Origin of the sequence: Nocardia brasiliensis ATCC 700358, assembly GCF_000250675.2 — a bacterium.
Taxonomy (GTDB): Bacteria; Actinomycetota; Actinomycetes; order Mycobacteriales; family Mycobacteriaceae; genus Nocardia; species Nocardia brasiliensis_B.
In genome coordinates, this window is the sequence record NC_018681.1 from 4,926,104 (window position 1) to 4,948,825 (window position 22,722).

23 protein-coding genes are annotated in these 22,722 nt (G+C 69.6%); 4 read left to right on the top strand and 19 right to left on the bottom strand.

Going from position 1 to position 22,722, the window contains the following annotated elements:
• Positions 1-11: 11 nt before the first annotated feature.
• The 6 genes from O3I_RS21830 to O3I_RS21855 form a co-directional block, all read right to left on the bottom strand.
• Positions 12-2,123: a pentapeptide repeat-containing protein gene (locus tag O3I_RS21830; RefSeq protein WP_014985149.1), complete on the bottom strand. Its 2,112-nt coding sequence runs from the start codon at positions 2,121-2,123 to the stop codon at positions 12-14.
• Between the two features lie 53 nt (positions 2,124-2,176).
• Positions 2,177-3,511, bottom strand: a complete 1,335-nt coding sequence (locus tag O3I_RS21835) for a hypothetical protein (RefSeq protein WP_014985150.1) — start codon at positions 3,509-3,511, stop codon at positions 2,177-2,179.
• A 13-nt stretch (positions 3,512-3,524) separates the two neighbouring features.
• Positions 3,525-4,064, bottom strand: a complete 540-nt coding sequence (locus O3I_RS21840; RefSeq protein ID WP_014985151.1) for a hypothetical protein — start codon at positions 4,062-4,064, stop codon at positions 3,525-3,527.
• Positions 4,065-4,086: 22 nt separating this feature from the next.
• Positions 4,087-5,337 (bottom strand): hypothetical protein, encoded by a 1,251-nt coding sequence (locus O3I_RS21845; RefSeq protein WP_014985152.1) that lies wholly within the window; start codon positions 5,335-5,337, stop codon positions 4,087-4,089.
• Positions 5,337-7,754 carry a hypothetical protein gene (locus O3I_RS21850; RefSeq protein WP_148282695.1) on the bottom strand — a complete coding sequence of 806 codons (2,418 nt, stop codon included), beginning with the start codon at positions 7,752-7,754 and terminating at the stop codon, positions 5,337-5,339. The genes O3I_RS21845 and O3I_RS21850 overlap by 1 nt, the downstream gene beginning before the upstream one ends.
• A 65-nt stretch (positions 7,755-7,819) precedes the next feature.
• Positions 7,820-8,023 carry a hypothetical protein gene (locus O3I_RS21855; RefSeq protein WP_148282696.1) on the bottom strand — a complete coding sequence of 68 codons (204 nt, stop codon included), beginning with the start codon at positions 8,021-8,023 and terminating at the stop codon, positions 7,820-7,822.
• A gap of 143 nt (positions 8,024-8,166) precedes the next feature.
• Between O3I_RS21855 and O3I_RS21860 the strand changes: the two genes are divergently transcribed.
• Complete coding sequence (locus O3I_RS21860; protein ID WP_148282697.1) at positions 8,167-8,964, top strand: AfsR/SARP family transcriptional regulator; 798 nt, start codon at positions 8,167-8,169, stop codon at positions 8,962-8,964.
• Here the strand turns inward: O3I_RS21860 and O3I_RS21865 are convergent.
• The 4 genes from O3I_RS21865 to O3I_RS21880 form a co-directional block, all read right to left on the bottom strand.
• Positions 8,893-10,611, bottom strand: a complete 1,719-nt coding sequence (locus tag O3I_RS21865) for a hypothetical protein (RefSeq protein WP_014985156.1) — start codon at positions 10,609-10,611, stop codon at positions 8,893-8,895. The two genes, O3I_RS21860 and O3I_RS21865, sit on opposite strands and share 72 nt — an antisense overlap.
• A gap of 35 nt (positions 10,612-10,646) precedes the next feature.
• Positions 10,647-11,447, bottom strand: a complete 801-nt coding sequence (locus tag O3I_RS21870) for an AfsR/SARP family transcriptional regulator (protein ID WP_014985157.1) — start codon at positions 11,445-11,447, stop codon at positions 10,647-10,649.
• Between the two features lie 150 nt (positions 11,448-11,597).
• Positions 11,598-12,383 (bottom strand): alpha/beta fold hydrolase, encoded by a 786-nt coding sequence (locus tag O3I_RS21875; RefSeq protein ID WP_014985158.1) that lies wholly within the window; start codon positions 12,381-12,383, stop codon positions 11,598-11,600.
• A 94-nt stretch (positions 12,384-12,477) separates the two neighbouring features.
• Complete coding sequence (locus O3I_RS21880) at positions 12,478-13,440, bottom strand: zinc-binding dehydrogenase (protein ID WP_041562766.1); 963 nt, start codon at positions 13,438-13,440, stop codon at positions 12,478-12,480.
• A gap of 82 nt (positions 13,441-13,522) precedes the next feature.
• Here O3I_RS21880 and O3I_RS21885 point away from each other — a divergent pair, with 82 nt between their 5' ends.
• From O3I_RS21885 to O3I_RS21895, 3 genes are all read left to right on the top strand, one after another.
• On the top strand, positions 13,523-14,143 hold the full coding sequence (locus O3I_RS21885) for a TetR/AcrR family transcriptional regulator (RefSeq protein WP_237748107.1): 621 nt from the start codon (positions 13,523-13,525) through the stop codon (positions 14,141-14,143).
• A gap of 61 nt (positions 14,144-14,204) precedes the next feature.
• On the top strand, positions 14,205-15,551 hold the full coding sequence (locus O3I_RS21890; RefSeq protein ID WP_014985161.1) for an FAD-binding oxidoreductase: 1,347 nt from the start codon (positions 14,205-14,207) through the stop codon (positions 15,549-15,551).
• 102 nt (positions 15,552-15,653) lie between these two features.
• Positions 15,654-16,196 carry an ester cyclase gene (locus O3I_RS21895; protein WP_014985162.1) on the top strand — a complete coding sequence of 181 codons (543 nt, stop codon included), beginning with the start codon at positions 15,654-15,656 and terminating at the stop codon, positions 16,194-16,196.
• Here the strand turns inward: O3I_RS21895 and pcaC are convergent.
• The 9 genes from pcaC to O3I_RS21935 are packed head-to-tail and all read right to left on the bottom strand — an operon-like array spanning position 16,193 to position 22,722.
• Positions 16,193-16,576, bottom strand: coding sequence for a 4-carboxymuconolactone decarboxylase (pcaC, locus tag O3I_RS21900; RefSeq protein ID WP_014985163.1), 384 nt, complete (start codon positions 16,574-16,576; stop codon positions 16,193-16,195). The genes O3I_RS21895 and pcaC overlap by 4 nt on opposite strands.
• Positions 16,573-17,349: a 3-oxoadipate enol-lactonase gene (pcaD, locus tag O3I_RS21905; protein ID WP_014985164.1), complete on the bottom strand. Its 777-nt coding sequence runs from the start codon at positions 17,347-17,349 to the stop codon at positions 16,573-16,575. The genes pcaC and pcaD overlap by 4 nt, the downstream gene beginning before the upstream one ends.
• The gene (gene pcaB / locus O3I_RS21910; RefSeq protein WP_014985165.1) at positions 17,346-18,692 is read right to left on the bottom strand and encodes a 3-carboxy-cis,cis-muconate cycloisomerase; all 1,347 of its coding nucleotides are present in this window, start codon (positions 18,690-18,692) and stop codon (positions 17,346-17,348) included. Before pcaB ends, pcaD begins: the two co-directional genes overlap by 4 nt.
• Positions 18,685-19,209: a protocatechuate 3,4-dioxygenase subunit alpha gene (gene pcaG / locus O3I_RS21915; protein WP_014985166.1), complete on the bottom strand. Its 525-nt coding sequence runs from the start codon at positions 19,207-19,209 to the stop codon at positions 18,685-18,687. Before pcaG ends, pcaB begins: the two co-directional genes overlap by 8 nt.
• Positions 19,202-19,942 carry a protocatechuate 3,4-dioxygenase subunit beta gene (gene pcaH / locus O3I_RS21920; protein WP_014985167.1) on the bottom strand — a complete coding sequence of 247 codons (741 nt, stop codon included), beginning with the start codon at positions 19,940-19,942 and terminating at the stop codon, positions 19,202-19,204. Before pcaH ends, pcaG begins: the two co-directional genes overlap by 8 nt.
• Positions 19,939-20,277 carry a hypothetical protein gene (locus O3I_RS46395; RefSeq protein ID WP_237748108.1) on the bottom strand — a complete coding sequence of 113 codons (339 nt, stop codon included), beginning with the start codon at positions 20,275-20,277 and terminating at the stop codon, positions 19,939-19,941. Before O3I_RS46395 ends, pcaH begins: the two co-directional genes overlap by 4 nt.
• The gene (locus O3I_RS21925) at positions 20,178-21,134 is read right to left on the bottom strand and encodes a thiolase family protein (RefSeq protein WP_237748109.1); all 957 of its coding nucleotides are present in this window, start codon (positions 21,132-21,134) and stop codon (positions 20,178-20,180) included. The genes O3I_RS46395 and O3I_RS21925 overlap by 100 nt, the downstream gene beginning before the upstream one ends.
• Positions 21,131-21,910, bottom strand: a complete 780-nt coding sequence (locus O3I_RS21930) for a CoA-transferase subunit beta (RefSeq protein ID WP_014985168.1) — start codon at positions 21,908-21,910, stop codon at positions 21,131-21,133. Before O3I_RS21930 ends, O3I_RS21925 begins: the two co-directional genes overlap by 4 nt.
• A complete protein-coding gene (locus tag O3I_RS21935) occupies positions 21,907-22,722 on the bottom strand; it encodes a CoA transferase subunit A (protein ID WP_014985169.1) in 816 nt (271 codons plus the stop codon). Before O3I_RS21935 ends, O3I_RS21930 begins: the two co-directional genes overlap by 4 nt.

Genomic DNA, 22,722 nt, shown 5'->3' on the forward strand with positions numbered 1-22,722 from the left:
CTCCCTACGTCTCAGTAGGTGCTCTGGTGGAGGGGGCGGCGCTCCCGCGGCGGCCGCGCGGGCGGCGCGGGACGCACCCCGAGGTCCGCGAGGGTGACCACGGTGCTGCCGCTGGTCCAGAAATTCTTCGCCTGCCCCCGCGCGACGAGCTCGACGCACGCGGCGTGCGCGCACTGGCTGACGCCGGGGCGGGCGGGATGGAATTCGTAGTAGTCCAGCATCGAGATCTCGATCCGGGTGGCGGGCTTCTTCCGCCAATCCTTGGGCGCGGACGGCAGCACCCGCCACTGCACGCAGTCGATCGCGCCATAAGCGAATTGCAGGTCGCTGTCGCGATATTCGCTCTGCTCGAGCCGGGTGAAGCCGATGTCGCCACCGCGCGCGATCGACTTGCGGATCTTCTCCCGCACGCCGGCCGACCGCTTGATCATGTCGGCCACGTCGATGGTGACCTCGGCACCGCTGGCACCGAGGAAGTGCGCGAACAGCCGGGCCGCGAGCGGCCCCGCGGCGATCACACGCGCCATCGAGAACAGCGCCACATCGCGCGGATCGCCGAACGCGCACGCACAATCGATGGCCGCTTTGGCGTCGAGGCGATGACTGGTCAGGCTGCAGCGCTTGCGGAATCGCTGCTGCATCTCGCTCCAGGGCGCCTCCGGCCTCAGATCGTCCTGTACCGGCTTGCATTTGCCGAGCATCCGGCGAGCGCGGGCGGGCGGAGCTTCTTCCTCTAACGATTCGCTGTCCTTGCACCGGCACCCGCACTCCTGCGCGATCGACTCCCCCGCGAAATCCTCGGATTCCCAACCGGTCTCGCCCCAGTATTCGCCGTCGCCCTCCTGCGGCGTCCACAGCTCCTCGGTGCTCTCGTCGGCCGCCTCCCGGCTGAGGACCCCGCCGCTCAGGTTCGCGGACGCGTCGGCGAGCAGCTGCCAGCCGAATCGACGCGGAATATCGTTGTGCGGCACCCGTGTTCGCTCCACCCGGAAGTTCGGCGAACCGGCCGCCCGGACCGCCGCCCCGACCCGCTCACTGGCCCGCGCGGTGCCCTCACCGGGGCGGTACAGCACCCGCAGCGCGCCGGTACCCGCCGCCATGCGCTTGCGCGCCCAGTCGATCAACGCTTTCGGATCGTTGTACAGCGCGTCGAAGGTGTGCACCTCGTCCGGATCGGTGTGCCCCAGGACCGACATCAGCGCCGCTCCACCGCCGGAGTGTGCGGTCAAAATCAGCCGATTGCGCCGTACGCTCGTTCCGGTCGCCGCGCCGAAACGGGCCAGCGCGTCATCGATCAGCGCTTGCAGTGCACCGGGTTTCGTGAGCGCCGGGAACGTGTAGCGTGCCGGATTGCCCTTCGGCTGATGGTGACCGCGGGGCAGGATCAGCAACGTCGGGACGGTCCGTCCGGCGACTCCCGGCTTGGCCGGATCGGTGAAATCCAGTCCGCTGATCGGCTTCTTGTGCTTGACGATCTGCATGGCCGCGCCGTGACCGGAGTAGCCGTGCAAGTGGACGACCACATCGACCACCGAGGGCTCGACCATGCCGTTCCACTCGATCAGCAGATCCGGTGGCGTGCCCGCGTGCGCACGCAATTGGGGATGCCGGTGCACGAGCAACCGGCCGGGTGTCACCGCGACTGGCTGGGCGTCTTCGTAATCCGCGTCTTCGTAATCCGCATCCTCGTAATCGGCTTCCCCGTAGTCGGCTTCCTCGTGGTCGGCCTCCTCATAGTGGATGTTCTCGAAGTCGGCATCCTCGAAGTCGGCGTTCTCGTAGTCGACCTCTTCGTAGACCCCGCCTTCGTAGCCGGCGTTCCCGTAGTCCGCTTCCGTATCGTCTGCGGCCTCGAAAGTCGCTGCCTCGCTGTCTACTTCGAAGACAGCGTCCTCCTGGCCGGCGTCCTCGCGGTCGCACTCGGTCCCGTAGGCGTAGTCCGCCTCGGTATCCCCGGCTTCGTCGAACTCGGTGTCGGAATCCTCGTTCTGCCAGCCGGTTTCGCCGTCGTGCTCCAGCGCACCCACGTCTTCGGCGAAGACGTCTTCGCGCGTGGGCCACACGCCGGTATCGGGCGTCGCCTCGGGCGAAGCGAAGATCGATGATTCGGCAACGGTACTCATATCAGGCTCCAATCGGTATCGCGCGATGGCGAAAGGCTCGACGTCCCAGCGGCTCAGAGCCGTGGGGCAACTCGTCGATGTCCGTTCGTCGCGGCCGCCGCCGGCGCCGCCGGTGCCGAGGGTGCGGTGGTGCCGGACAGCACGCCGGCGGGCAGCAGTTTCGTCGGCTGTGCCGATCGGACCTGATTCGTGCTGCGGCGCATGGTGACCGCCAGATCCTTGACCCGCTCACCAGTCGCCGACTGCCACAGATCGATGATGCGGTTCATCGTCTGGGCGGGGCCGGGCCCCGGCACGCCGGTGGAGCGATACAGCAGTTCGGCCTGCGACTGTTCGTCGAACACCCCGAGCTCGATCGCCCACAGCAGCGGGGAGACCAGCGTGGCGAGTTCGAACAGTTCCCGCGCCTGACGCGAGGGCGCCACGCCGACTCGCCTGCCGATCGTCGCGAGCCGATCGGCCGGGTTGCCGCCGCTGATGCCCGCGTTGGCGCTGAGATCCCGGACCACGGCGCTCTCGTAGTCGACCGTGAGATGGAACCAGTTCAGCAGGCAGACGTAGCTGAACTCTTCGCGCGAGAGCATCCCGCCGAGCCTGCGCAACCGCAGCATCTCGGCCAGCGTCTGGCACAGGTATCCGATGTAACTGGCGTCGGTCGGGTTCGAGCCGGAGGTGTTGCGCTCGTTCTCGATGCCGAGCCAGACCTGCCGCAGCAGTTCGTTCCACATCTCGATGAAGCGGATGTTGCTCGCGGCGCCCGCGTCTCGCTTCCATGCCTGGCTGTCCGCACCGGGCGCCGGATGCGGGAGATCGAGTCCGAACATGCGCCAGTACGCGTTGCGCCGGTTCACCCGGGCATCCGGCCGCAGCTGGCTGGTCAACCCGCCCACCCGGAACAGCGGCGGGTCGCGGAAGAACAGTTCTTCGGTGGCGCGTACCCAGGCCATGGTTTCGACCGAGGGTGCGGGCAGCGTCTCGCCGACCACGTAGCGCCGCACCACCTCCGCGAAAATCTCCACGGCGCCGGTGCTTTCGACCAGGTACGCGTAGAACATGTGGTCCCACAGCGGCACCACCTGCGGATCGTTGGTCGGGTTGTAGCCGAGCGGGGGCGGGAACGGCGGTGTCCCCGTGGTGGGCCCGTGCACGCCGGACTTGAACGACTCCTTGATCAAGTTGTCCGGCAGCTGCGTCAACTTGACGGCGGCCGGGTCACCGAGCGGCACCTTGGTCTCGGTGAAGACCTTGGGCCAGACGGTGATTCCGCCCTGCGCCCAGATCTCGTCCAGCCACCGGCTCAACTGCTCCGGGTGGAAGGTGAAGACCGCGTCGGCGGGTGTCAGCGGGTCGGTGAGCTTGGGGAGCTTGGTAGCCAACTGTCGGAACATGGCGCTGCCTTCCTTAAAGTGCCTGCGGCGAATCGGAGTGCGTGAGCGAGACGCCGCCCCCGGACCCGGAGCTGACCGGCCCGTACGTCACGAAGGTGACGGCCCGGACCTTCCCCTTGCAGTCCTGGATCTGCGCCGCGACCGCCTCGGCGGGATAGGTGATCGCGAAGGTCGGATTCGACCCGCAGCCGTCGCCGTTCCCGCCGTCCCTGCGGATCTCGTCGTAGACGTAGAGGATTTCCGGGCCGCGGGCACCGCGGTGGATCACGGCGATCCGGTCCGCGTAGCTCGGCAGGCCCTTCTGGAATTCGAGCAGTTTGTGCTCGACGTCGACCAAGGCGGGCAATCGCTGGTCGATCGGTCCCTTCGCCGAGAGGTTGCGTGATTGCAACCCGTACTGCAGCTCCGAGAAGATCGACAGCGTGAAGTCGTTGCCTTCCGCGAGCGTGCTCGGCGCCGCGCTCTCCTGCTGCCGGTACTGCTGAAGCACGCCGGTGAACAACTGGATCAGCTGATCCATGTCCACCGCCGCCTTGCCTGGCTCGTTGTCCATGTCGGTCTCCTATCTCCTACGTTCAGGCGGCGACGCGGTCGCCGCCACCCATCCGGCGCAGCCATGTCTCCATTTCCGATGGCGCGGTGGACGATTCGAGACCGCGCAGCACGGTCAGCGCCAGAATTCGCATCGGCTCGACCCGCTGCAGGTAGGTCGAGGTGTACAACGAGGCACCCGCGCGGTCGGCCAGTCGGTTCAGTTCGGCCGGCGACACCCGTCGCGGGTCGGCCAGCGCCGAGAGCGGCACGCCGTGGAACGCTCGCATCGGCCTGCGCGTGCACACCTCGGCGATCGTGGGCAGCAGCGGCATGCTGGCCGCGACGATCGCGCCGACCTCCGAAGAGGCGTGCGCGAGTGGGTGTCTGGCCTGCCAGCGAGCGGCCAGCGCGTCCCATGGCCCCGCGCCGAACCAGCTCCGGCACAACGCCGCGTTGAACTGCACCCGCAGCGCCGAGACCGGATGCGGGTCGCCGAACGGCATCCGGTACACCTGGCTGGACGGACCGTCCACGACGGTCGCCAAGGCCGGCACCGGCGCGTATCCGAGCAAGCTGAAGGCGTAGACGTCGGCCGCCACCTCGGAAGCCCAACTGCGCCAAGCGGTTGCCGCGAGCGCGCTGTGCGGCGCCAGGGCCGCGTGCAGGGCCGCCGCCAATTCCTTTGTCCAACTGGTCAAATGCGCCACCTGGTGGCCGGTCTCGTGCACCAGGGAGGTCGGCTGCCACAGATTGTGCCGGGTGATCTTGATCGCGGCCGCCGGTGACAGGGAGGCGTCCCAGAGCCGGGCGCCCGAGCGCAGGATCGACGCGCCCATGCCCTTGTCGAGATAGGTGAGCACCGGCGGTGTGTCGATGCCGAGCGGCCGCAGCACCTGATCCATGCTGTGCACGGCCAAGGCATCCAGCCCGCGCAGCACGGCCGCGGTGCGCGGGTTCGTCCTGGTGTTCACCGCGTCGCAGTAGAAGTCGACGACCGCCTCCGCGCGGCTGTACCGGCGGCGCAACCTGAGCAGTTCCGCGCGTGCGGTTTTCAGGTCGGCCGGTGCCGTCACACCTTTGATCGTGAACAGGGTGCGGTCCGCCTGCGCGGTGAGCCTGCGCGCCTGGCCGGTGAGGCTAGCGCGAACGCTGAGCCCGAGGTAGGACTCCAGTTCGCGCCACGCCACCGGTGACGCGCTGACCTCGAGGTCGCCCAGTGCCGCGCACGCGCGCCGCCAGTGCCGCGCCTCGGCGGCGAGCGCGGCGGTCTCGGTGGCGAATCGGGCGTCCATCACTTCGTTCCCGGCGTGGCGACAACCTCGGCGACGGGCAGTTGCCCCGAATCCGCCGTTACACCCGGGAAAGTCACCGTGAGCGTCACGCCGTCCGCCGGATCGGCGACGGCGGCGGCGAACTGCGCACCCCGCTGCGCGAGGTAAGTGGCGATGCCGGTACTGGTCGCGGCGGTCAGATCGCCGGCCAGTTTCGCCGCCGCGACCGGTTCGGTCAGCAGCTTGGCTTGCACCAGGCGCCGCGCGATCCGATACTGCAAGCGCGGCAAGAAGATCTCGCGCAACGCCGACAGCACGGCGGGCAGATCGCGCTGTCCCGCAGGCGCGGCGCGTTGCAGGCGGGCCTGCATCGCCCGGGCTCGCCGCTCGGACAGTTTGATCACGATCCGCATCCGCTTCGTGGCCGGATCCCAGCGCACCGTGGTGAGCCTGCGTGGCCGACGACCCTTGCGCGCAGGCAGTTTCGCGACGCGCACCCGGAAGTACCGCTGGCCGGGCACGGGTCGATAGGCGCCGGGCGCGGTCCCGACCCGGCGACGGCGACCGAGCGCGGGTTCGCGCAGCAGCAGTCCCGCGGCCTCCGCGGTGAGCGGCTGATACTCCTCCGCGGCCGGTTGCTCTGCCGCGGGCAGGGTTTCGTCTCGGGTGAGATGCCCCAGCATGGTGCCGGGCATGGTCTCGTACAGGTCGATCTCGGCCTGCACCGGCCACCGATCGACACCACGGTCGAGCAGATAGGACTCCAGCGTGCCGCCGTCGTTCCAGCGCACCGCCCGCGCCACCTGCCGCGGGATCGGCACCGCGAAAACCCTGGTGTACTTGCGGAATCGGTAGCGCGGTCCGGTCGAGCGCGGCAGCATCACCCAGAAGCCGCCCTCCTCCGCGGTTTCCCGCTCGGGCAGGTCGGCGCGCAGCAGCCGATCGGGCAGGTACGCGGCGGCCGACTCGGCGAAGGCGCGCTGCACCGCCGCACTGACTTGGAGCGGATCGGTGAACGCTGCTTCGGGTAACTCCTCGAGCACACGTGTCACCGTCGCCTCGACCGCCGAGGCGAGCGCCTCGCCGGGGATCGTATCTTCCTCCTGGCCGGTCGCTTCCAGGCCGAGCGCGGTGAAACCGACCCCGACCACCGCCCGCGCGATCAGGACCGACGGGTCCTGTCCCGCGATCTTGCCGATGGTGCGGGCGGCGTCGGGACCGACCATTCCCTTGATCAGCTTCGCCAGCGGCTGGGCGATCAGATTGATCAGCTTCGCCCGCGCCCCGGTCACTTTCAGCCCCAGTTTGAGCAGCGGCCGGATCGCGAGGACCGCCGGGACGAACTGCTCGATCTCGGCGATCGGCGGGTCCTCGCCCGTGTAGGCGCTCAGCTGGGCGGCGAGCCGGGCGCGGGCGTCGTCGAGTTCGGCGACCGTATTCGCCTCAGGCTCTTCGGCATCGGCCTCGTCGTACTCCTGCGCGTCGGCCTCGTCGTGCTCCTCGGCCGTGAACATCGCGAAGAGCTGGTGGTCGAAATCCTCGGCCATCAGCGCCGCAGTGCCGAGTTCGTCGGCGGCCTCGTCGGTTTCGTCCGCGGTCTCGTCGGCGGCCTCGCCGATCCCGAGCCGCTTGGCCACGATCGGTACCAGCGGCCGGATCTCGGCGGGCAGGATCCGGGTCAGCGGGTTGAGCAGTTTCGCGACGACGCCCTTGAGCAGCGAGAGCCCGATCTTCTTCAGCCGCTGCAGGATCGGCCCGAGCACGTGCTTGCCGACGGCCTGCAGTCCGCTCTTGATCGTCTTCAGCCCGCTCTTCGCGACGTTGAGCACGCCCTTGACCGGGTTGCGGACGAACCCGACCGCCTGCCGGATCTTCTGCTTGATGACCGACTTGACCTTGCGGGTGATCTTGCTGAGGAAGTTCTCGAACACCTCCGAGCCGAGCGCGGCCGGCGTTTCCAGCGAGTCGAGCAGTTCGTCGAGTTCCTGTTCGGCCAGCCCGTGCAGATCGGCGTTCTCCAGTCCGCTCGCGAAGCTGTCGATGGTGCGTTCCCATTCGCCGATCAGCGGTGCGAGCCACTCCTGCAACGACTCCCGGCACTCGGACTCCGACGGCGGCAGCGACCACTGCTGGGCATCGGAGAGAGCGCGCGCGGCTCCTTCGTCGAGCAGTTGCTCGAGCGCCTCGGTGAATTCTTCGTCGTGCAGTGCCTCCAGGAACTCGGTGGCGAGTTGCGACTGCTCGTCCGCCGCCGAGTAACTGTGCTCCCCGAAGGGTGATTCGGTGAACGAGTAACTTTCGAACGGCGACTCGTCCGGGGCGGCCGTCGGCTGCTCGGCCGCCTCGTCCACCGCCTCACCGAAGGGCGAGAGCCCGGAAAAGGGCGAGACATAATCCTCGGTAGCACCGCGAGACTCGGTGTATGAGTCACTGCGCATTGTGGTCACCTCCGCAAACGACGGGCGTTTCGCGTCACTGTGCGCGGCCACGGTGTGCGCGAACGTCAACGCTTCGTCTCCCCCGGCGCGCGATCTTCGCTCAGTTCGGCGAGCAAGGTCGCGACCCGCGCCAGCGACGCGTCGATGTCGGCGAACACCCACTCCTGGGCGGAGTCCGGCTCGGCGGAGCCGGCCAGTACGCGGATGACCAGCCGTCCCCGGTCCCGCCAGGCCCGCACCACGATCGTTCTGCTCTCGGGTCCACTCACCGGACCACGGTCGCGCGCGGCCATACCAACTCCCGTCAATGCCGAGGGGGCGGCGTTGACGCGGCGTTGACGCGCGCGCAGCACCAGGTCGCCACGCTGAGCGCACGCGGCCGCGTTCCGGCCGGTGACGGAGGGATGATCCGATGGCGGTCGCCATTTGCCTGCTCGGCGGCTTCGCGCTGCGTGTAGACGCGAACCACGTTGCCCTGCCGCAGCATTCACGACGCGTGCTGGCCTATCTGGCGCTGGACCAGATCGCCCAACCCGACTGCGAGCGCGGCGTGCTCGCGGAACGCCTATGGCCCGACGCCACCGCGGACCGGTCCCGGGCGAGTTTGCGCACCGCCCTGTGGCGGATCCGGCAGGTCGATCCCGCGCTGGTGTACGGCACCGGCGGCCGGGTGCGGCTCGGCGCCGACGTGACGGTCGACGTGCACGAGTTCCGGGGCAACGCCGAGCGCATGCTGAGCGCGCAGTCCGACTGCCCACGCGACCGCGCCGCCCTGCTCGCCCGTACCAGCGAACTGCTGCCGGGCTGGGACGAGACCTGGCTGCTGCTCGCGCGAGAACAGTTGCGGCAGATGCGGTTGCACGCCCTCGAAACGGACGCGCGCGAGCTCGCGGCGCGGGGTCGCTACCACGAGGCGATCGAGGCGATGCTGGCCGTGGTCGCCGAGGAACCGCTGCGCGAATCGGCGCAGACCGCGCTCATCGAGGCACATCTGTGCGAGGGCAATGTGGTCGAGGCGCGCAGGCAGCTGGCCCTGTTCGCGGATCTGCTGTGGACCGAACTGAGCATCCGGCCGTCACCGGAGTTGTTCGGGCGGGTCGGCATGGCAGCCCCGCCGCCACCTGCGCCCGCGTCCCGCTCAGTCGATCGTCAGGTCGCGCTGGGCGAGCGCCGCGTGCTCCCACACATGGGTGCCCGACGCCGGATGTGAGCGGCGCGCGTGCACCGAAGCCAGCACCGACACCCTGGTGCCGCGCGCGGGCAGCAGCGCCGCGGGCAGCCTGGCCGAAACGGTGCGCCAACGGCCCGGCGCGAGTTCGAAATCCACCGTCGCCGTCTGCGCGGGAAAGAAGTCGACGGGAAAGGTGGGCGGTGTGCCGGTGGTGGCTCGCAACGCGAAGGTGACGACGAAGCAGCGGCACGGCCCGGCTGCCGCCGTGTTGGTTATCCGGGCGTGAATCCAGTTGTCCCGTCCGGCTTTCGGATTCAGGTGGACTGCCATCCGGTCGTCCTCGTGCCGGTTCCACAAGCTCGGCGCCGGCCCGAAGACCAGGCGTGCGTCCGGCGTCGACTCCGCGAAGCCGTAGACGAATCGGTGGCAGGCGTCGATGAGATCCGTGGCACCGGAACCGGATACCAGATGTGCGACCAATTCCGCTGTGCTGACCGGAGTCCCGCGGCGCGCGCGGTACAGCTCCCCCATCAGCGTGCGCAACGGGGCCGCGCCGATCCATTGCGCCACACCGCGAAAGAATCGGCTGCCGTCGTCGTACGCCGCCGTCGGCGTGGTGCGCTGGAACGGCTGCCGCGCGCACAGCCGCACCGGCGCGCGGGTGAAGTCGAAACCCTCGGTGCGCGTGTCGCCGTCGTCCCGGAAGCTGGTGTACGCCTCGTCCCACCACCCGTCGGTCTGCGCCGCCGGGCTCAGTCCGCGCGCGAACCACGAGTGGAAGACCTCGTGGCCGAGCGCACCGGCCGCGGTGGTCGCCCCGCCCGCGTATTCCATGCCGCCGCCCGCGCCGTGGAACAGGCACACGAATCGATCGCCGAGGAACGCACCGAAGGCGGTCTCGTACTCCGCCAGGAGTGCGCCGACCCGAGCGTGCAGCGCGGGCAGATTCTCTTGACCGCCAACGAGTTTCCAGGTTTCCACGACCACCGTCCGCCCGGACACCGGCAGCGACACGATCGTCGAGCGCAGCACGACCGAGTCGGCCGGTCGCAGCTCGACCAGCGACGACATCGTGGTGAACCAGGACGGGAAACGAACCGTCCAGGCGTTGGCGCCGACCACGGTCGCGGCGCCGTTGGTGATGAGCGAATGGGCGATCGTCGTTCCGGTGACCCGTAATTCGAGTGTCCACGGGAATTGATCGAACGGCAGGTTCGACGGGAACCAGGCCTCCAGGTACCGGCCCGCGTACAGATCGGACATGCCGAACGACCAGCGCACCCGCCCGTTCGACCAGTGCAGCACCGGCGGATAGGCCCCGCCGAGATCGGCGTCCGGCGTATCGAGCCGGTAGGTCACGCTCAGCCGATGTGACGATCCGGCGGCCTGAGTACGGCCGACGACCCGGATCGAGCTGTGCGCACCGGGTCCGACATCGTGGGCAGCCAACTCGACGGGATCGAGCCGAGTTCCGTCGAGCCGGGCGGTGCGCACCGTCTGCCGGAGGTCGAAGATCGGTGCTCCCGCGTGCGGGCCGACGACGTAGTCCACGGTCGCCTCGACGGATCCGGCACCGGTCGCGGCGTCGAGCGTGACGACCGCGCGCAGTTCCTCGATATGCATCGGCACCGCGCGCAGCCGGCCGATCGGTGTCGGCGGTGGTGCGTTGCGGAAATCGGCCGGCATCCGCGCAGCATGCCCCGGTGCCGTACGCGCCGGCGTCAACGACGCGTAGTCGCCGTGCACACCCGGACGCCGGCCCGCCGCCCGAGCTCGGCCGACGGGCGCAGCGCGAGTTCGCGCCACAGCGTCGCCGCGAAGAGGTCGAACTGCCTGCGCGCCTCGGCCGCGTTGCCCTCGCCGAGGTGGGCATCGATCAGGATGGCCTGCGCCGATTCGCGCAGCGGCTCCTCGGCGACGACCCGCAGGATCAGGTCGATCGCCTGCGGATAGCGGCCCTGAGCGCAATCCTTGCGGGCCACCGCCTCCAACGTGTGCAACCGCAGTAACCGCAGCTGTTCGCGGAACAGCACCAGCCAGTCCTCGTCCCAGCCCGGTAGGAGTTCGGCTGCCGTGCACAGCGCGTGCGCGTTCGCCGCCGGGCCTGCGCACCCGGCCAGCAGGACCTCGGCGCGCCGCCGGAACCGGTCCACGTCGACCTCGACCTGCTCGGTCAACCGCACGCGCTCCGCGTCGCCGCCGAGCAAAGCGGGTCCGGCCCGGCGGATGCGCCACAGCGCCGTGCGCAAGCTGGCCGAGGACCGATCCGGCGACGAGTTCTCCCACAATCGCTCGGCCAGCACCCGTCGCCCGCATTCGGCCGCGGTCATCCGGTGCAGGGCGAGATAAGCGAGCACCCGCTGCGCGTGCACCGGCAACACCACCTTCGCCCCGCCCACCCGCAATTCGAATCCGCCGAACAACGACAGCTGCGCGGCCGCCCCGGGCAAATCCGCGGAAGTGGCCGCGGTGATACTGGTCCGCGGGTACGCCGGGAGGGGGCCTGCCGCCCTTCCCGCCATCGCTGAATTCGCTACCCACATGGTCACGTCTTTCGACGAACGTCAATCTTTCGACACCATGACACCGCAGGTCAGGGCGCCGCACCTGAGTAGATCGCTACCCGAATCGGGGCGAATCCAGCGAAATGGGTCCGCTGACCGAACCCGCGTTCACTGCGCGCGCAGGAATCCACGCAGAATCGGCAGCAACGCCTTCGTGCTGACCATATGGTTCTGCCCCTCGAGAATGCGAAGCGTGGACGTGGGAATGGTGTCGGCGAGTTGCCGTGCGACATCGTGCAATCCGGCCGGGCTTTTCGCACCGGCGACGATATGCAGCGGTACTTTGATGCCGCCGAGCCGGTCCAGCGGTGGCACGTCCGCGGTCAGCGCGATGTCGTACCTGAGGGTGGGTGCCAGGGCCTTCATGGTGGACCAGCCGGGAAACAGCGGCAGCAGCGCGACGAACGGACGCGGCATGCCGATCTCGCGCAGGAATTCCTTCACCGCGCCCGAGTTCTCGCCCCTTTGCAGCAGCGACTCGACCTTACGGGCCAACTCGGCGTAGGAATCGCGTTCCGCCGCGTCGTGCACGTACGACGCGTCATAGATGACCGCCCGATCGACCTTGTGCGGTAACCGCAGCGCGGCTTCGAGCGTGAGCACCGCGCCCGACGAATGCCCGTAGAGGAAGGCATTGCCGCCGGCCGCGTCGATCATCGCCTCGATATCGTCGACTTCGCGCTGCACATCGTAGGGCGCGGTGTCGGTACTGCCGCCACGGCCGCGACGGTCATAGGTATAGACGGTGAATTCCTTCGCGAACGCTTTGACGTCGTCCACGATGGGCCGGAATTTCCGGAAGCAGGTCGCCCCGGTGACATACACCAGTGCGGGTCCCTCGCCCACCACGTCGTAGGCCAGTTGCGTGCCGTCCGCCGATATCGCCGTGCTCATCCGTGTGCCCTTCGCGTCGAAGTCTGTCACCGTATCGACGGGGCGGGGCGGCAGAACTCATCGGTGCGCATCGCCGCTCCGCTTCGGCGGTACCTCAGGGCACGAGCACGAGCCGGCCGAACACCTTGCCCGCGTCGATCATCCGATGCGCCGGGACCGCGTCGGCCAGCGAAAGTTCTTCGTGCACCACCGCTTCCAGTTCGCCGCGCGCCGCGGCGGCGAACAGCTCGGCGATCGCCGAGCTGATCTCGGTGGCAGGCACCGTATCCGCGCTGAAGGTGGCGAACGACAGCGATTTCTGGAATGCCGCGATCATCGGCTCGGCGAAGTCCGCCGGCGGCATGCCGCCCATCGCGCCGACCACCACCATGCGACCGTTCGGGGCGAGCCGCCCGAGGAACGCGGACACCTCCGCTCCGCCGACGATATCGATGATCACGTCGTAGTCCGCCGGCGCGCCGGGCCCGCCGCGGCCGTGCCGGTCCAGCACGTGCGTGGCGCCGAGCTTGCGCAGGCGGTCGCCGCGCTCGGCCGAGGAGGTCGTCACCGCGACCGATCCCGCACCACGCCGGGCTGCGAGCTGGACCACCATCACCCCGATGCCCCCGGCCGCGCCGCGCACCAGCACCGACTCGCCCGGCGCGAAATGGGCATGGCGCAAAGCGAAATGGGCCACCATGGCCGAACTCCCGAGGGTCACCGCCGCGGCGGCCGACACCGCCGCCGGGATGGGCACCACTGTCGCGGCCGGGGCCACAGCACGCTCGGCGTAGCCCCCGCTCAACCCGGTGTGCGCCCAGACCCGCCGGCCGATCCACGCGGTGTCGACACCGTCCCCTACCGCCGCGACGGTCCCCGCCACCTCACTGCCGAGCACGTGCCCGGGCGTGGCTCCGTAGGCGGTCAACGCACCGCTGCGGATCAGCGCATCGAGACCGCCGACCCCGATCGCCTCGGTCACGATCAGCACCTCGCCCGCGGCCGGACCCGGATCGGGAAGATCGACCACTGCGAGGATCTCCGGCGCCCCGAACGCCGGGAACGTCACTGCTTTCACTGCTGCCTCCATGCGCTTTTCAAACTGGACCAACCTACGGAACGTAACGGACGCCCCCGTCCGTTTAGCTAAAGTGAGAGCGGTGACCACTCGTTTGTCTCAGCCCCTCCGTTCCGACGCGCGGGACAACCGCGAGCGCATTCTCGACGCGGCACGCGCGGTGTTCGTCGCCGATGGGCTGGACGTGCCGATGCGCGCGATCGCCCGGCGCGCGCAGGTCGGCCCGGCCACCCTCTACCGGCACTTCCCGACCAAGGAGTCACTGGTCACCGAGGCGTTCACCGATCACATGCACGCGTGCCGGGCCATCGTGGACGAGGGCCTGGCCGACCCGGACGCGTGGCACGGTTTCCGTGTCGCCGTCGAGAAGTTGTGTGAATTGCTGGCGCGCGACCAGGGTTTCAGCGCTGCCATCATGGCTGCCTTTCCGCATTCGATGGACTTCACCGCGATCCGTTCGTCCTCGCTCATCGGCGCCGCCGAACTGCTGCGCCGCGCCAAGGACAGCGGTCAGCTGCGCGCCGACATCCTGGTGGACGACCTCGTCCTGATGATCATGGCCAACGACGGACTGCGCACGAACAGCCTTGCCGCACGCGTCGCGGCGTCCCGGCGCTTCGCCGCGCTCATGCTGCAGGCGTTCCGCGCCGCGCCCACCGTCGTCCCGCTGCCGCCGGTGCCGCGATTGACGCCCGCGATCTGAGGCCGCGACCTACGATGCGAGGACGGGCGCCGACCCAGTGCGGCCCGGCTGGAGGTGCACGATGACCACCGCGTTCGACGGCCCACCCCTCGAGATCGACACACGCCCCGCGGTTCTCGACCAGTTCACGGTCGACGAGACCGGGCGCGCGGGGCACCGCCCGCGCGGCGTCGCGGCACCGGCCGATGCCGACGAGGTGGCCGCGCTGGTGCGGTGGGCGCGGACGACCCGGACCCCACTCATCGCCCGCGGTGCCGGAACAAGCCTGGAAGGACATCTGCTCGCCCAGCACGACGAACTGATCGTCGATCTGTCGCAGGCGAATTCGATCCTCGACATCTCCCCTGCCGATTTCACCGCCACGGTGCAGCCGGGCGTCACCCGCACCCGATTGAACTCGGCCACAGCCGAATACGGTTTGCAGTTCACCGTCGACCCCGGGGCCGACGCCTCGCTGGGCGGCATGGCCGCGACCAATGCCAGCGGCACCACCACCGTCCGCTACGGCGGGATGCGGGCGAATGTGCTTGCGTTGCAAGCAGTGCTCCCCGATGCGACAGTGGCGCGCTTCGGTCGCGCGGTCCGCAAATCCTCCAGCGGCTACGACCTCAAAGATCTGCTGATCGGCTCCGCGGGGACCCTCGGCATCATCACCGAACTCACCGTGCGCCTGCACCCCATCCCCGAATGGCTACGCTCGCTGCGGATTTCGTTTCCCACGGTGACGGACGCGGTCGACGCCGCCGTCGAGATGCTCGGCGCCGCCCTCCCGGTGAGCAGGCTGGAACTCGTCGACGCGGTCAGCATGGTCGCGACCAACGCCTATCGGGGCACCGACTACGCCGAGACCCCGGCGCTGTTCATCGACGTGGAGTCGTCGTCCGAGCCGGCGGCGATCGCCGAGGAAGCGGAGATCACCCGAATCGACCGGGGCCACAACGCCCTCGACATCGCCGCGGCCCGCACCCACACCGAGCGCTACGCCCTGTGGGAGGACCGGCACAATCTCTTCTTCGCGCTCAAGTCGCTGCACCCGGGTCGCCGATTCATGGTGACCGACACCGCCGTCCCGTACTCCCGCCTCGCGGCCGCCGTCGATACCGCGCTGCGCCTGGGCACGGAACTCGGCCTGGCGGTCAGCGTCTGCGGGCACATCGGCGACGGCAACGTGCACACCATCGTGCCCTACGACGAGCACGACGACGAGGTGGTGCAGCAGTACTCCGATCGACTGGTGCGCCACGCCCTGTCCGTCGGCGGCACCGCGACGGGCGAGCACGGCATCGGACTCACCAAGAAGAAGTACCTGCGCGAAGAACACGGCGCGGCAGTAGACCTGATGCTCGCCATCAAGCGCACCCTCGACCCGCTGAACCTCTTCAACCCGGGCAAGGTCCTCGACCCCTGAGTCGAGCCTGAAATCCACACCGGCGCTGCCGCGTGAACGAAATGGCGCCCGCGACAGATACATCGGCAGACGAGTTCGCCTGTATCTGATTGCGAGGCCCCCATGGACAGCACTTCCCGCACCGCGGCCGACGCCGCGCGCGCACTGGCCATCCGTTCGGTGCGCCTCATGGCCGACGGGGCCCGCGCCGACTTCGACGCGATCATTCACCCCGACGCGACCAATCGGGAGGCCAAGGCCGAGCCGCCCGCCACCCGGGGGCGCGGACCGGGCGCGTTCTACGCCACGGCGCTCTGGCTGCGTGCCGCCTACGCAGACCTGCATCACACGATCGAGGACGCCGTGGTGGACGGTGATCTGGTGGCGCTGCACACCACGATGCGCGGACGGCACGTCGGCCCCTTCGTGGCCTATGCCGAGGACGGTCGAGTGGACCAGGTCTTCCCGCCGACCGGAAGGACCTTCGCGGTCACCCAGTCGCATTGGCTGCGCATCGCGGACGGCAAGGTGATCGAGCACTGGGCCAACCGGGACGATCTCGGGCAGGCGATCCAGCTGGGCTGGGTCCCGCCGACCCCGGCTTTCCTGCTGCGCATGGCCTGGGCCAAGCGCAGGGCCGGGCGGCTTGCCGGAGTGGGACGCTAGGACTCGGCGGAGTCGGGTTCGTCCAATACGGCTCGGCCGATCGTGAAGGCGGCGTTGGCGGCGGGGACGCCCGCGTAGGCCGCGGTGTGCAGGAGGACCTCGGCGATCTCGGCGGGGGTGAGGCCGTGGCGGCGGGCCGCGCGTACGTGCATCGCGATCTCGTCGTGGCGGCCCAGGGCGGTGAGCACGGCGAGGGTGATGCAGCTGCGGGTGCTGCGGTCGAGACCGGGGCGGGTCCAGATCGATCCCCACACCGACTCGGTGATGTATTCCTGGAACGGGCGGGTGAATTCGGTCGTCGCAGCCTCGGCACGGTCGACGTGCGCGTCACCGAGCACCTCGCGCCGGACCTGAGCGCCCCGCTCGGCACGTTCGTTCACGAATTCTCCTTCAGGTGTCCGAGGATCAGCCGGCCGACGACGTCCGGTCGTTCGACGTTCGCCAGATGTGCCGCGGACTCGATGATTTCGAGCCGGGACAGCGGGATTGCCGTGGCGATGCGGTGACCGTGCGCGGGCGGTGTCGCGGGATCATCCGCGCCCGCGATGACCAACGTGGGAGCGCTGATCCTGGGCAGACCCGCCGCGATGTCCATCGTTTCGATCGCCGCGCAGCACGCGGCGTAGCCCTCGGCGGGCGTGGCGGCGATCATGTTCTCGTAGAAACGGATTCGTTCCGGGTGGGCGGCGCCCCACCGCGGGGTGAACCACCGACGCACGACCGCGCCCGCCACCGCCGCGGTCCCTGCGGCGCGGACCGTGGCGGCGCGCTCGGCCCAGCCGGCGGGCGGGCCGAGTTCGGCGCTGGTGCAGCACAGCGTCAATGTGCGCAACCGGTGCGGGGCATGCGCACCGAGCCACATGCCCACCATGCCGCCCAGGGACAATCCCACGAAATGCACGCGACGAGCGGCCAGCCGGTCGAGCAGCGCGAGCACGTCGGAACCGAGATCGGCCAGGGCATACGGTCCGGCGGGCACCGGCGAATTCCCATGACCGCGTTGGTCATAGCGCACCACCCGGTAGCCCGCGGTGGTGAGCGCCGCCACCTGTGGCTCCCACATTCGCACATCGCTGCCGAGCGACCCGCTCAGCACCACGGTCTCCCCCGCCGACGGTCCGTCGACGTGGGCATGCACCACAACCGAACTCATCGCTGGACCTCGCGCCATTCGGCCAGCGCGCGCAGCCGGAATTCGTTCGCTGAACCCAGATACCCGGACGGATCGAGCAGCTCGTCGATTCGCTTGCGGTCCAGGTACTCCCCGATCACCGGATCGGCCGCGAGCACTGCGGCAAGGTCGCCCCGCCCCGCGTCGGCACAGCAGGCGGCGACGAGATCACCGGCCTCCTGTCGACCCACCGCACCCCCGCTCGCCGACACCAACTCGACGACGACGCGTTCGGCCATGAGCACACCGCCGGAGGCTGCCAGGTTCGCCCGCATCCGCGCGGAATCGATGTGCAGGCGCGACAGGCAAACACGCAGCCAGTGCACCGCCGAGCCGGTGCTGCGCAGCAGTTCGACCAGCGGTCGCCACTCCGCGTGCCACGAGCCGGCGGCGCGTTGATGTTCGTGGGCACCGGAACTCAGCACGGTGGCGACCAGGCCCGGTGCCTGCGCGGCTGCACCGGCGGCGAGCACCGCGGCGACGGGATTTCGCTTGTGCGGCATGGTCGATGATCCGCCGCTACCGGACGGGCCGTGCTCGGCCACCTCGGCGACTTCGGTCTGCGCGAGCAGGGTGACGTCGCGGGCGATCTTCGAGACCGCACCGCAGGTCTGGCCCAAAGTGCCCGCGATTTCGGCGATTCGGCTGCGTTCGGTGTGCCAAGGCAGGGTCGGCTCCCCGAGACGGAGACGACGCGCCAGTTCGGCGAGCACAGGAATTCCGTACTCGCCCAGCGCCGCCGCCGTCCCGACAGCACCACCGAACTGCACCGCCAGGCGACTGTCCCGAACACGGTCGAGCTGGCGCAGCGCCGCGACCACGCCACCCAGCCAGCCGGCGGCGGTGAGCCCGAGCGTCACCGGGGGTGCCTGTTGCAGCAGGCTGCGCCCCGCCAGCACAGTGTCCGCATGCTCCTCGGCCGACCGCGCGAGCAGCTCGGCGCAGGCCACCAGGTCGGCACGCAGCGCGGTCAGCGCTCGGGAGGTGACCAGCATCGCGGCGGTGTCGAGGACATCCTGACTGGTCGCCCCGAGGTGCACGTAGGCCGCCGCCACGGGGTCGACCCGCGCGGTCAGCGCGCGGACCAGCGGACCCACCGGATTGCCGATCCGCACCGCGGCCGCGCCCGCCGCACCGATGTCGTACTCCTCTGCCCGGCAGTGCTTTTCGATCTCGTCCGCGGCCGCGGCGGGAACCACGCCCACCGTCGCCGAAGCGCGGGCGAGCGCCGCCTCGACATCGAGCATCGCCTGCACCCACGCCCGATCGCCGACCACCTCCGTTACCTGGCCTGCCGCGAGCACCCCACCGAACAGCTCAGACATCGAAGAACACCGTCTCGTCCGAACCTTGCAGGTGGACGTCGAAAACGTAACCGTCTCCGGCGCGGGCGGCGATCAACGTATGCCTGCGTCCCGGCGGCACCGTCACCAGGACGGGGTCGCCCGCGTGCCGGTCGGCGTGCTCGGGGAAGTACACCCGGGTGACGACACGGTGCAGCAGTCCTCGGGCGAACACCGACATGTCCAGGTGCGGGGCTTGCAGCCCACCCGCGCCGTCACACACCGCTTCCGGAAACGGGATGTGCAACGCGTATTCACCGCGTCGGGTATCGCTGCGCGCGAAACCGTTTCGCTCGCCGCGGTGCTCGTCGCCGACCACCTGCCAGGTCTCCACCATGGCGTCGTCGATCGCGGTGCCCGCGCCGTCGAACACCCGGCCGGTGAGCCACACCGCGCCCGGCGCGCCGGGCGGGACCGCGAATTGCCCGTCCGCCCAGGTCAATCCGAGATGCAGGTAGGGACCGACGGTCTGCGAGGGCGTGCTGGGCAGGCTAGTCATCGTCGGCCTCCTCGTCTTCGAACGGGGTCGCGTTCCGGCCGCGCAGCACGATGTCGAACTCGAAGGCCAGGGCTCGCTCCGGCTCGGTGCGCGCGTGATCGAAACGGCTGACCAGCAATTCGCGCGCGTGCGCGGGCACCGAGTGGTAAACCGGGTCCTGGAAGAACAGCGGATCGCCGGGGAAGTACATCTGCGTCACCAGGCGCTGGGTGAAAGCCTGCCCGAACAACGAGAAGTGGATGTGCGCGGGCCGCCACGCGTTGTGATGGTTACGCCACGGATACGCACCGGGTTTGACCGTGGTGAACTCGTATCGCCCGGCGCTGTCGGTGTAGGTGCGTCCGGCGCCGTCGAAGTTGGGGTCCAGGGCGCAGTTCCAGCGGTCGCGGTCGTGCCGGTAGCGACCGCCCGCGTTCGCCTGCCAGATCTCGATGAGCGAGTGCGGGATCGGCTTGCCGTCACCGTCGAGCAGCCGCCCGTGCACGATGATCCGCTGGCCGATCGGCTCGCCCGCGTGCTGCGCGGTCAAGTCGTGGTCGGCGGGACCTACCCGATCCGAGCCGAAGACCGGCCCGGTGAGCTCGGTCAGCCGCTGCGGCAACACGATCAGCGATTCGCGCGGGTGCCGCAGCACCGTGGACGCGTACTCCGCGTAGTCCAGCGGCGGATGGCTGCCGTCCGGGTCGCGGCGGAATCCGGCCGGAAATGGTGTCGCGCAATGTCGTGCGCTCATGATGCTGCCTCCAGAACTACCGCAAGCCCTTGACCGACGCCGATGCAAAGCGCGGCAAGCCCCCAGCGGCTGCCGCGCCGCCGCATTTCCCGGGCCAACTGCACGACGACCCGGCCGCCGGACGCGCCCAGCGGATGACCGAGCGCGATCGCGCCCCCGTTCACATTGACGATCTCGGCGTCCAACTCGGGCCACCCGGCCAGACACGCGATCGATTGCGCGGCGAACGCCTCGTTCAACTCGACCACACCGATATCGCCCCAGCCGATTCCGGCTCGCGCCAACGCGATTCGAGCCGCCTGTACCGGACCGACGCCGAACAGGTCGGGGTCCACCCCCGCCGCCCCACCCCCGCCGCCCCGCGCCCGGCGATCCTGGCCAGAGGTGCGCAACCGATCCGGTCTGCCATGTACTCGTCGCCGAGCAGGAGCGCGCACGCCCCGTCGCTCAGCGGCGAGGCGTTCCCGGCGGTCACCGTACCGTTCGCCCGGAACGCGGGCCGCAACCCCGCCAGCGTGGTCACGGTGGTGCCGGGCCGGATCGGCTCGTCCCAGGCGAGTCCGGTATCCGGTACCGCGACAACGTGATCGTCGTAGAACCCGTCCGCCCAGGCCCGTGCGGCCGAGCGGTGACTGCGCGCGGCGAACTCGTCCTGTGCCGCCCGATCGATGCCGAACCGTTCGGCCAGCGCTTCGGTGCTCTCGCCCAGCGAGACCGTCCAGGCCGCGGGCATCGCCGGATTGACCATCCGCCAGCCCAGCGTGGACGAGTGCAGCGTCGCGTCACCGGCGGGAAAACCCTTGGGTGGCTTGGTCAGCACCCACGGGGCACGGCTCATCGATTCGACCCCGCCCGCCACGACGAGCGACGCGTCACCGGTCTCGATCATTCGTGCCGCGTGCAGCGTCGCGTCCAGGCTCGACCCGCACAATCGGTTCACCGTCGTCCCGGGCACCGAGGTCGGCCAGCCCGCGAGCAGGGTGGCCATCCGGGCGAGATTGCGATTATCTTCTCCGGCTTGGTTGGCCGCACCGAAGACGACGTCGTCCACCGTCGCGGGGTCGAATTCCGTTCGTTCGGCGAGGGTGCGCAACACGTGCGCGCCGAGATCGTCCGGGCGCACGCCCGCCAGCGCGCCGCCGTATCGGCCGAACGGCGTCCGCACGCCGTCATAGAGGAAGGCGCCGGTCACGACGCCGCCTGCAAGGCGTGCAGCGCGGCGAGTTCGGCAGCCGAGGGCGGTGCCGTAACCTCCAGTTCGGCAGCGACTTTCAGCTCCCAACCGGTAGCCGCTCGCACCTGCTCGACACGCACCCCGGGATGCACCGCGACCAGCACCAGTTCACCGGTGGCATCGGGTCGCATGATCCCGAGATCGGTGATGATCCGCGTCGGCCCAGCCCCGCGCAGGCCGAGCCGGGCGCGCTCCCCGCCGCCGCGGCCGTGGCCGAACGAGGTGACGAAATCGACTCGCTCGACGAAGGATTGCCGCGATTGGCGGACCACCACGAACACCTCGCCGCAGGACGCGGCGATCTCGGGCGCGCCACCCGCACCCGGCAGCCGCACCTTCGGCCGCCGATAGTCGCCGATGACGGTGGTGTTGATATTGCCGAACCGATCCAGTTGCGCGGCACCGAGAAAGCCGATATCGATGCGCCCCGGTTGCAGCCAATAGTTGAACACCTCCGGCACGCCGATCACCGCGTCCGCGGTTTCCGCGAGTATCCCGTCTCCGATCGAGGCGGGCAGTCGGCCGGGTTTGGCGCCCAGTGTGCCGGACTCATAGATCAGCACCAGGTCGGGCGCATGTGTGGTGCGCGCCAAATTCGCTGCGGTGGAGGGCAATCCGATGCCGACGAAACACCGCTTGCCGCCGGTGAGCGCCCGCGCGGCGGCGACCGTCATCACCTCGTCGGCGGTGGCCCGCACCGGCGCGGCGTCCGTTTCGGCCGGAATCCGGTTCATGCGTCACTCCCCGCGAAGACGTGCTCATCGAGCCATTCGGTGAAACGGCCACGGTCCCGGCTGATCGGGTCCCAGGCCGCGTAGAAGGCGTTGTCGCGTTCGGAATACCCCTGCGCGTAGGACGGATGCGCGCCGCCGGGCACCGCGGCGACCGCGGTGATCGCCCACGCCGGCAGTACGATCGCGCCGGGCACCGGGGTGAGCTCGTCGACGATCTCCTCGACGGTGACCAGACTCTGCCGCGCGGCCAGCACGGCTTCCTTCTGCACCCCGAGCAGACCCCACAGCTGCACGTTTCCGGCCCGGTCCGCCCGCTGGGCGTGAATCACGGTGACATCCGGCCGCAGCGCGGGCACCGCGGTGAGCTGTTCGCCGGTGAAGGGGCAGCTGATCGGTTTGATGGTCGCGGTGACCGTCGGCAGGTCGGTGCCGACGTAACCGCGCAGCACCGCGAACGGCAGACCGGAGGCGCCCGCGACATAACGGTTGGCCATGCCCGCGTGGCTGTGCTCCTCGAGTTCCAGCGCGTTCGGCCAGGCGTGCTCCACCGCGTCCCGGAACCGGTGCAGCGAACCGACACCCGGATTGCCGCCCCACGAGAACACCAGCTTGGCCGCGCAGCCCGCGCCGATCAGCTGGTCGTACACGATGTCCGGGGTCATCCGCACCAGAGTCAGCCCGCGCACGCGCTGCCGGATGATCTCCTGCCCGGCGGCCACCGGGATCAGATGCGTGAAGCCCTCTAGGGCGACGGTGTCGCCGTCGTGCACGAGCTCGGCCACCGCGGTCGCCAAGGACGAAATCCTGGCCAC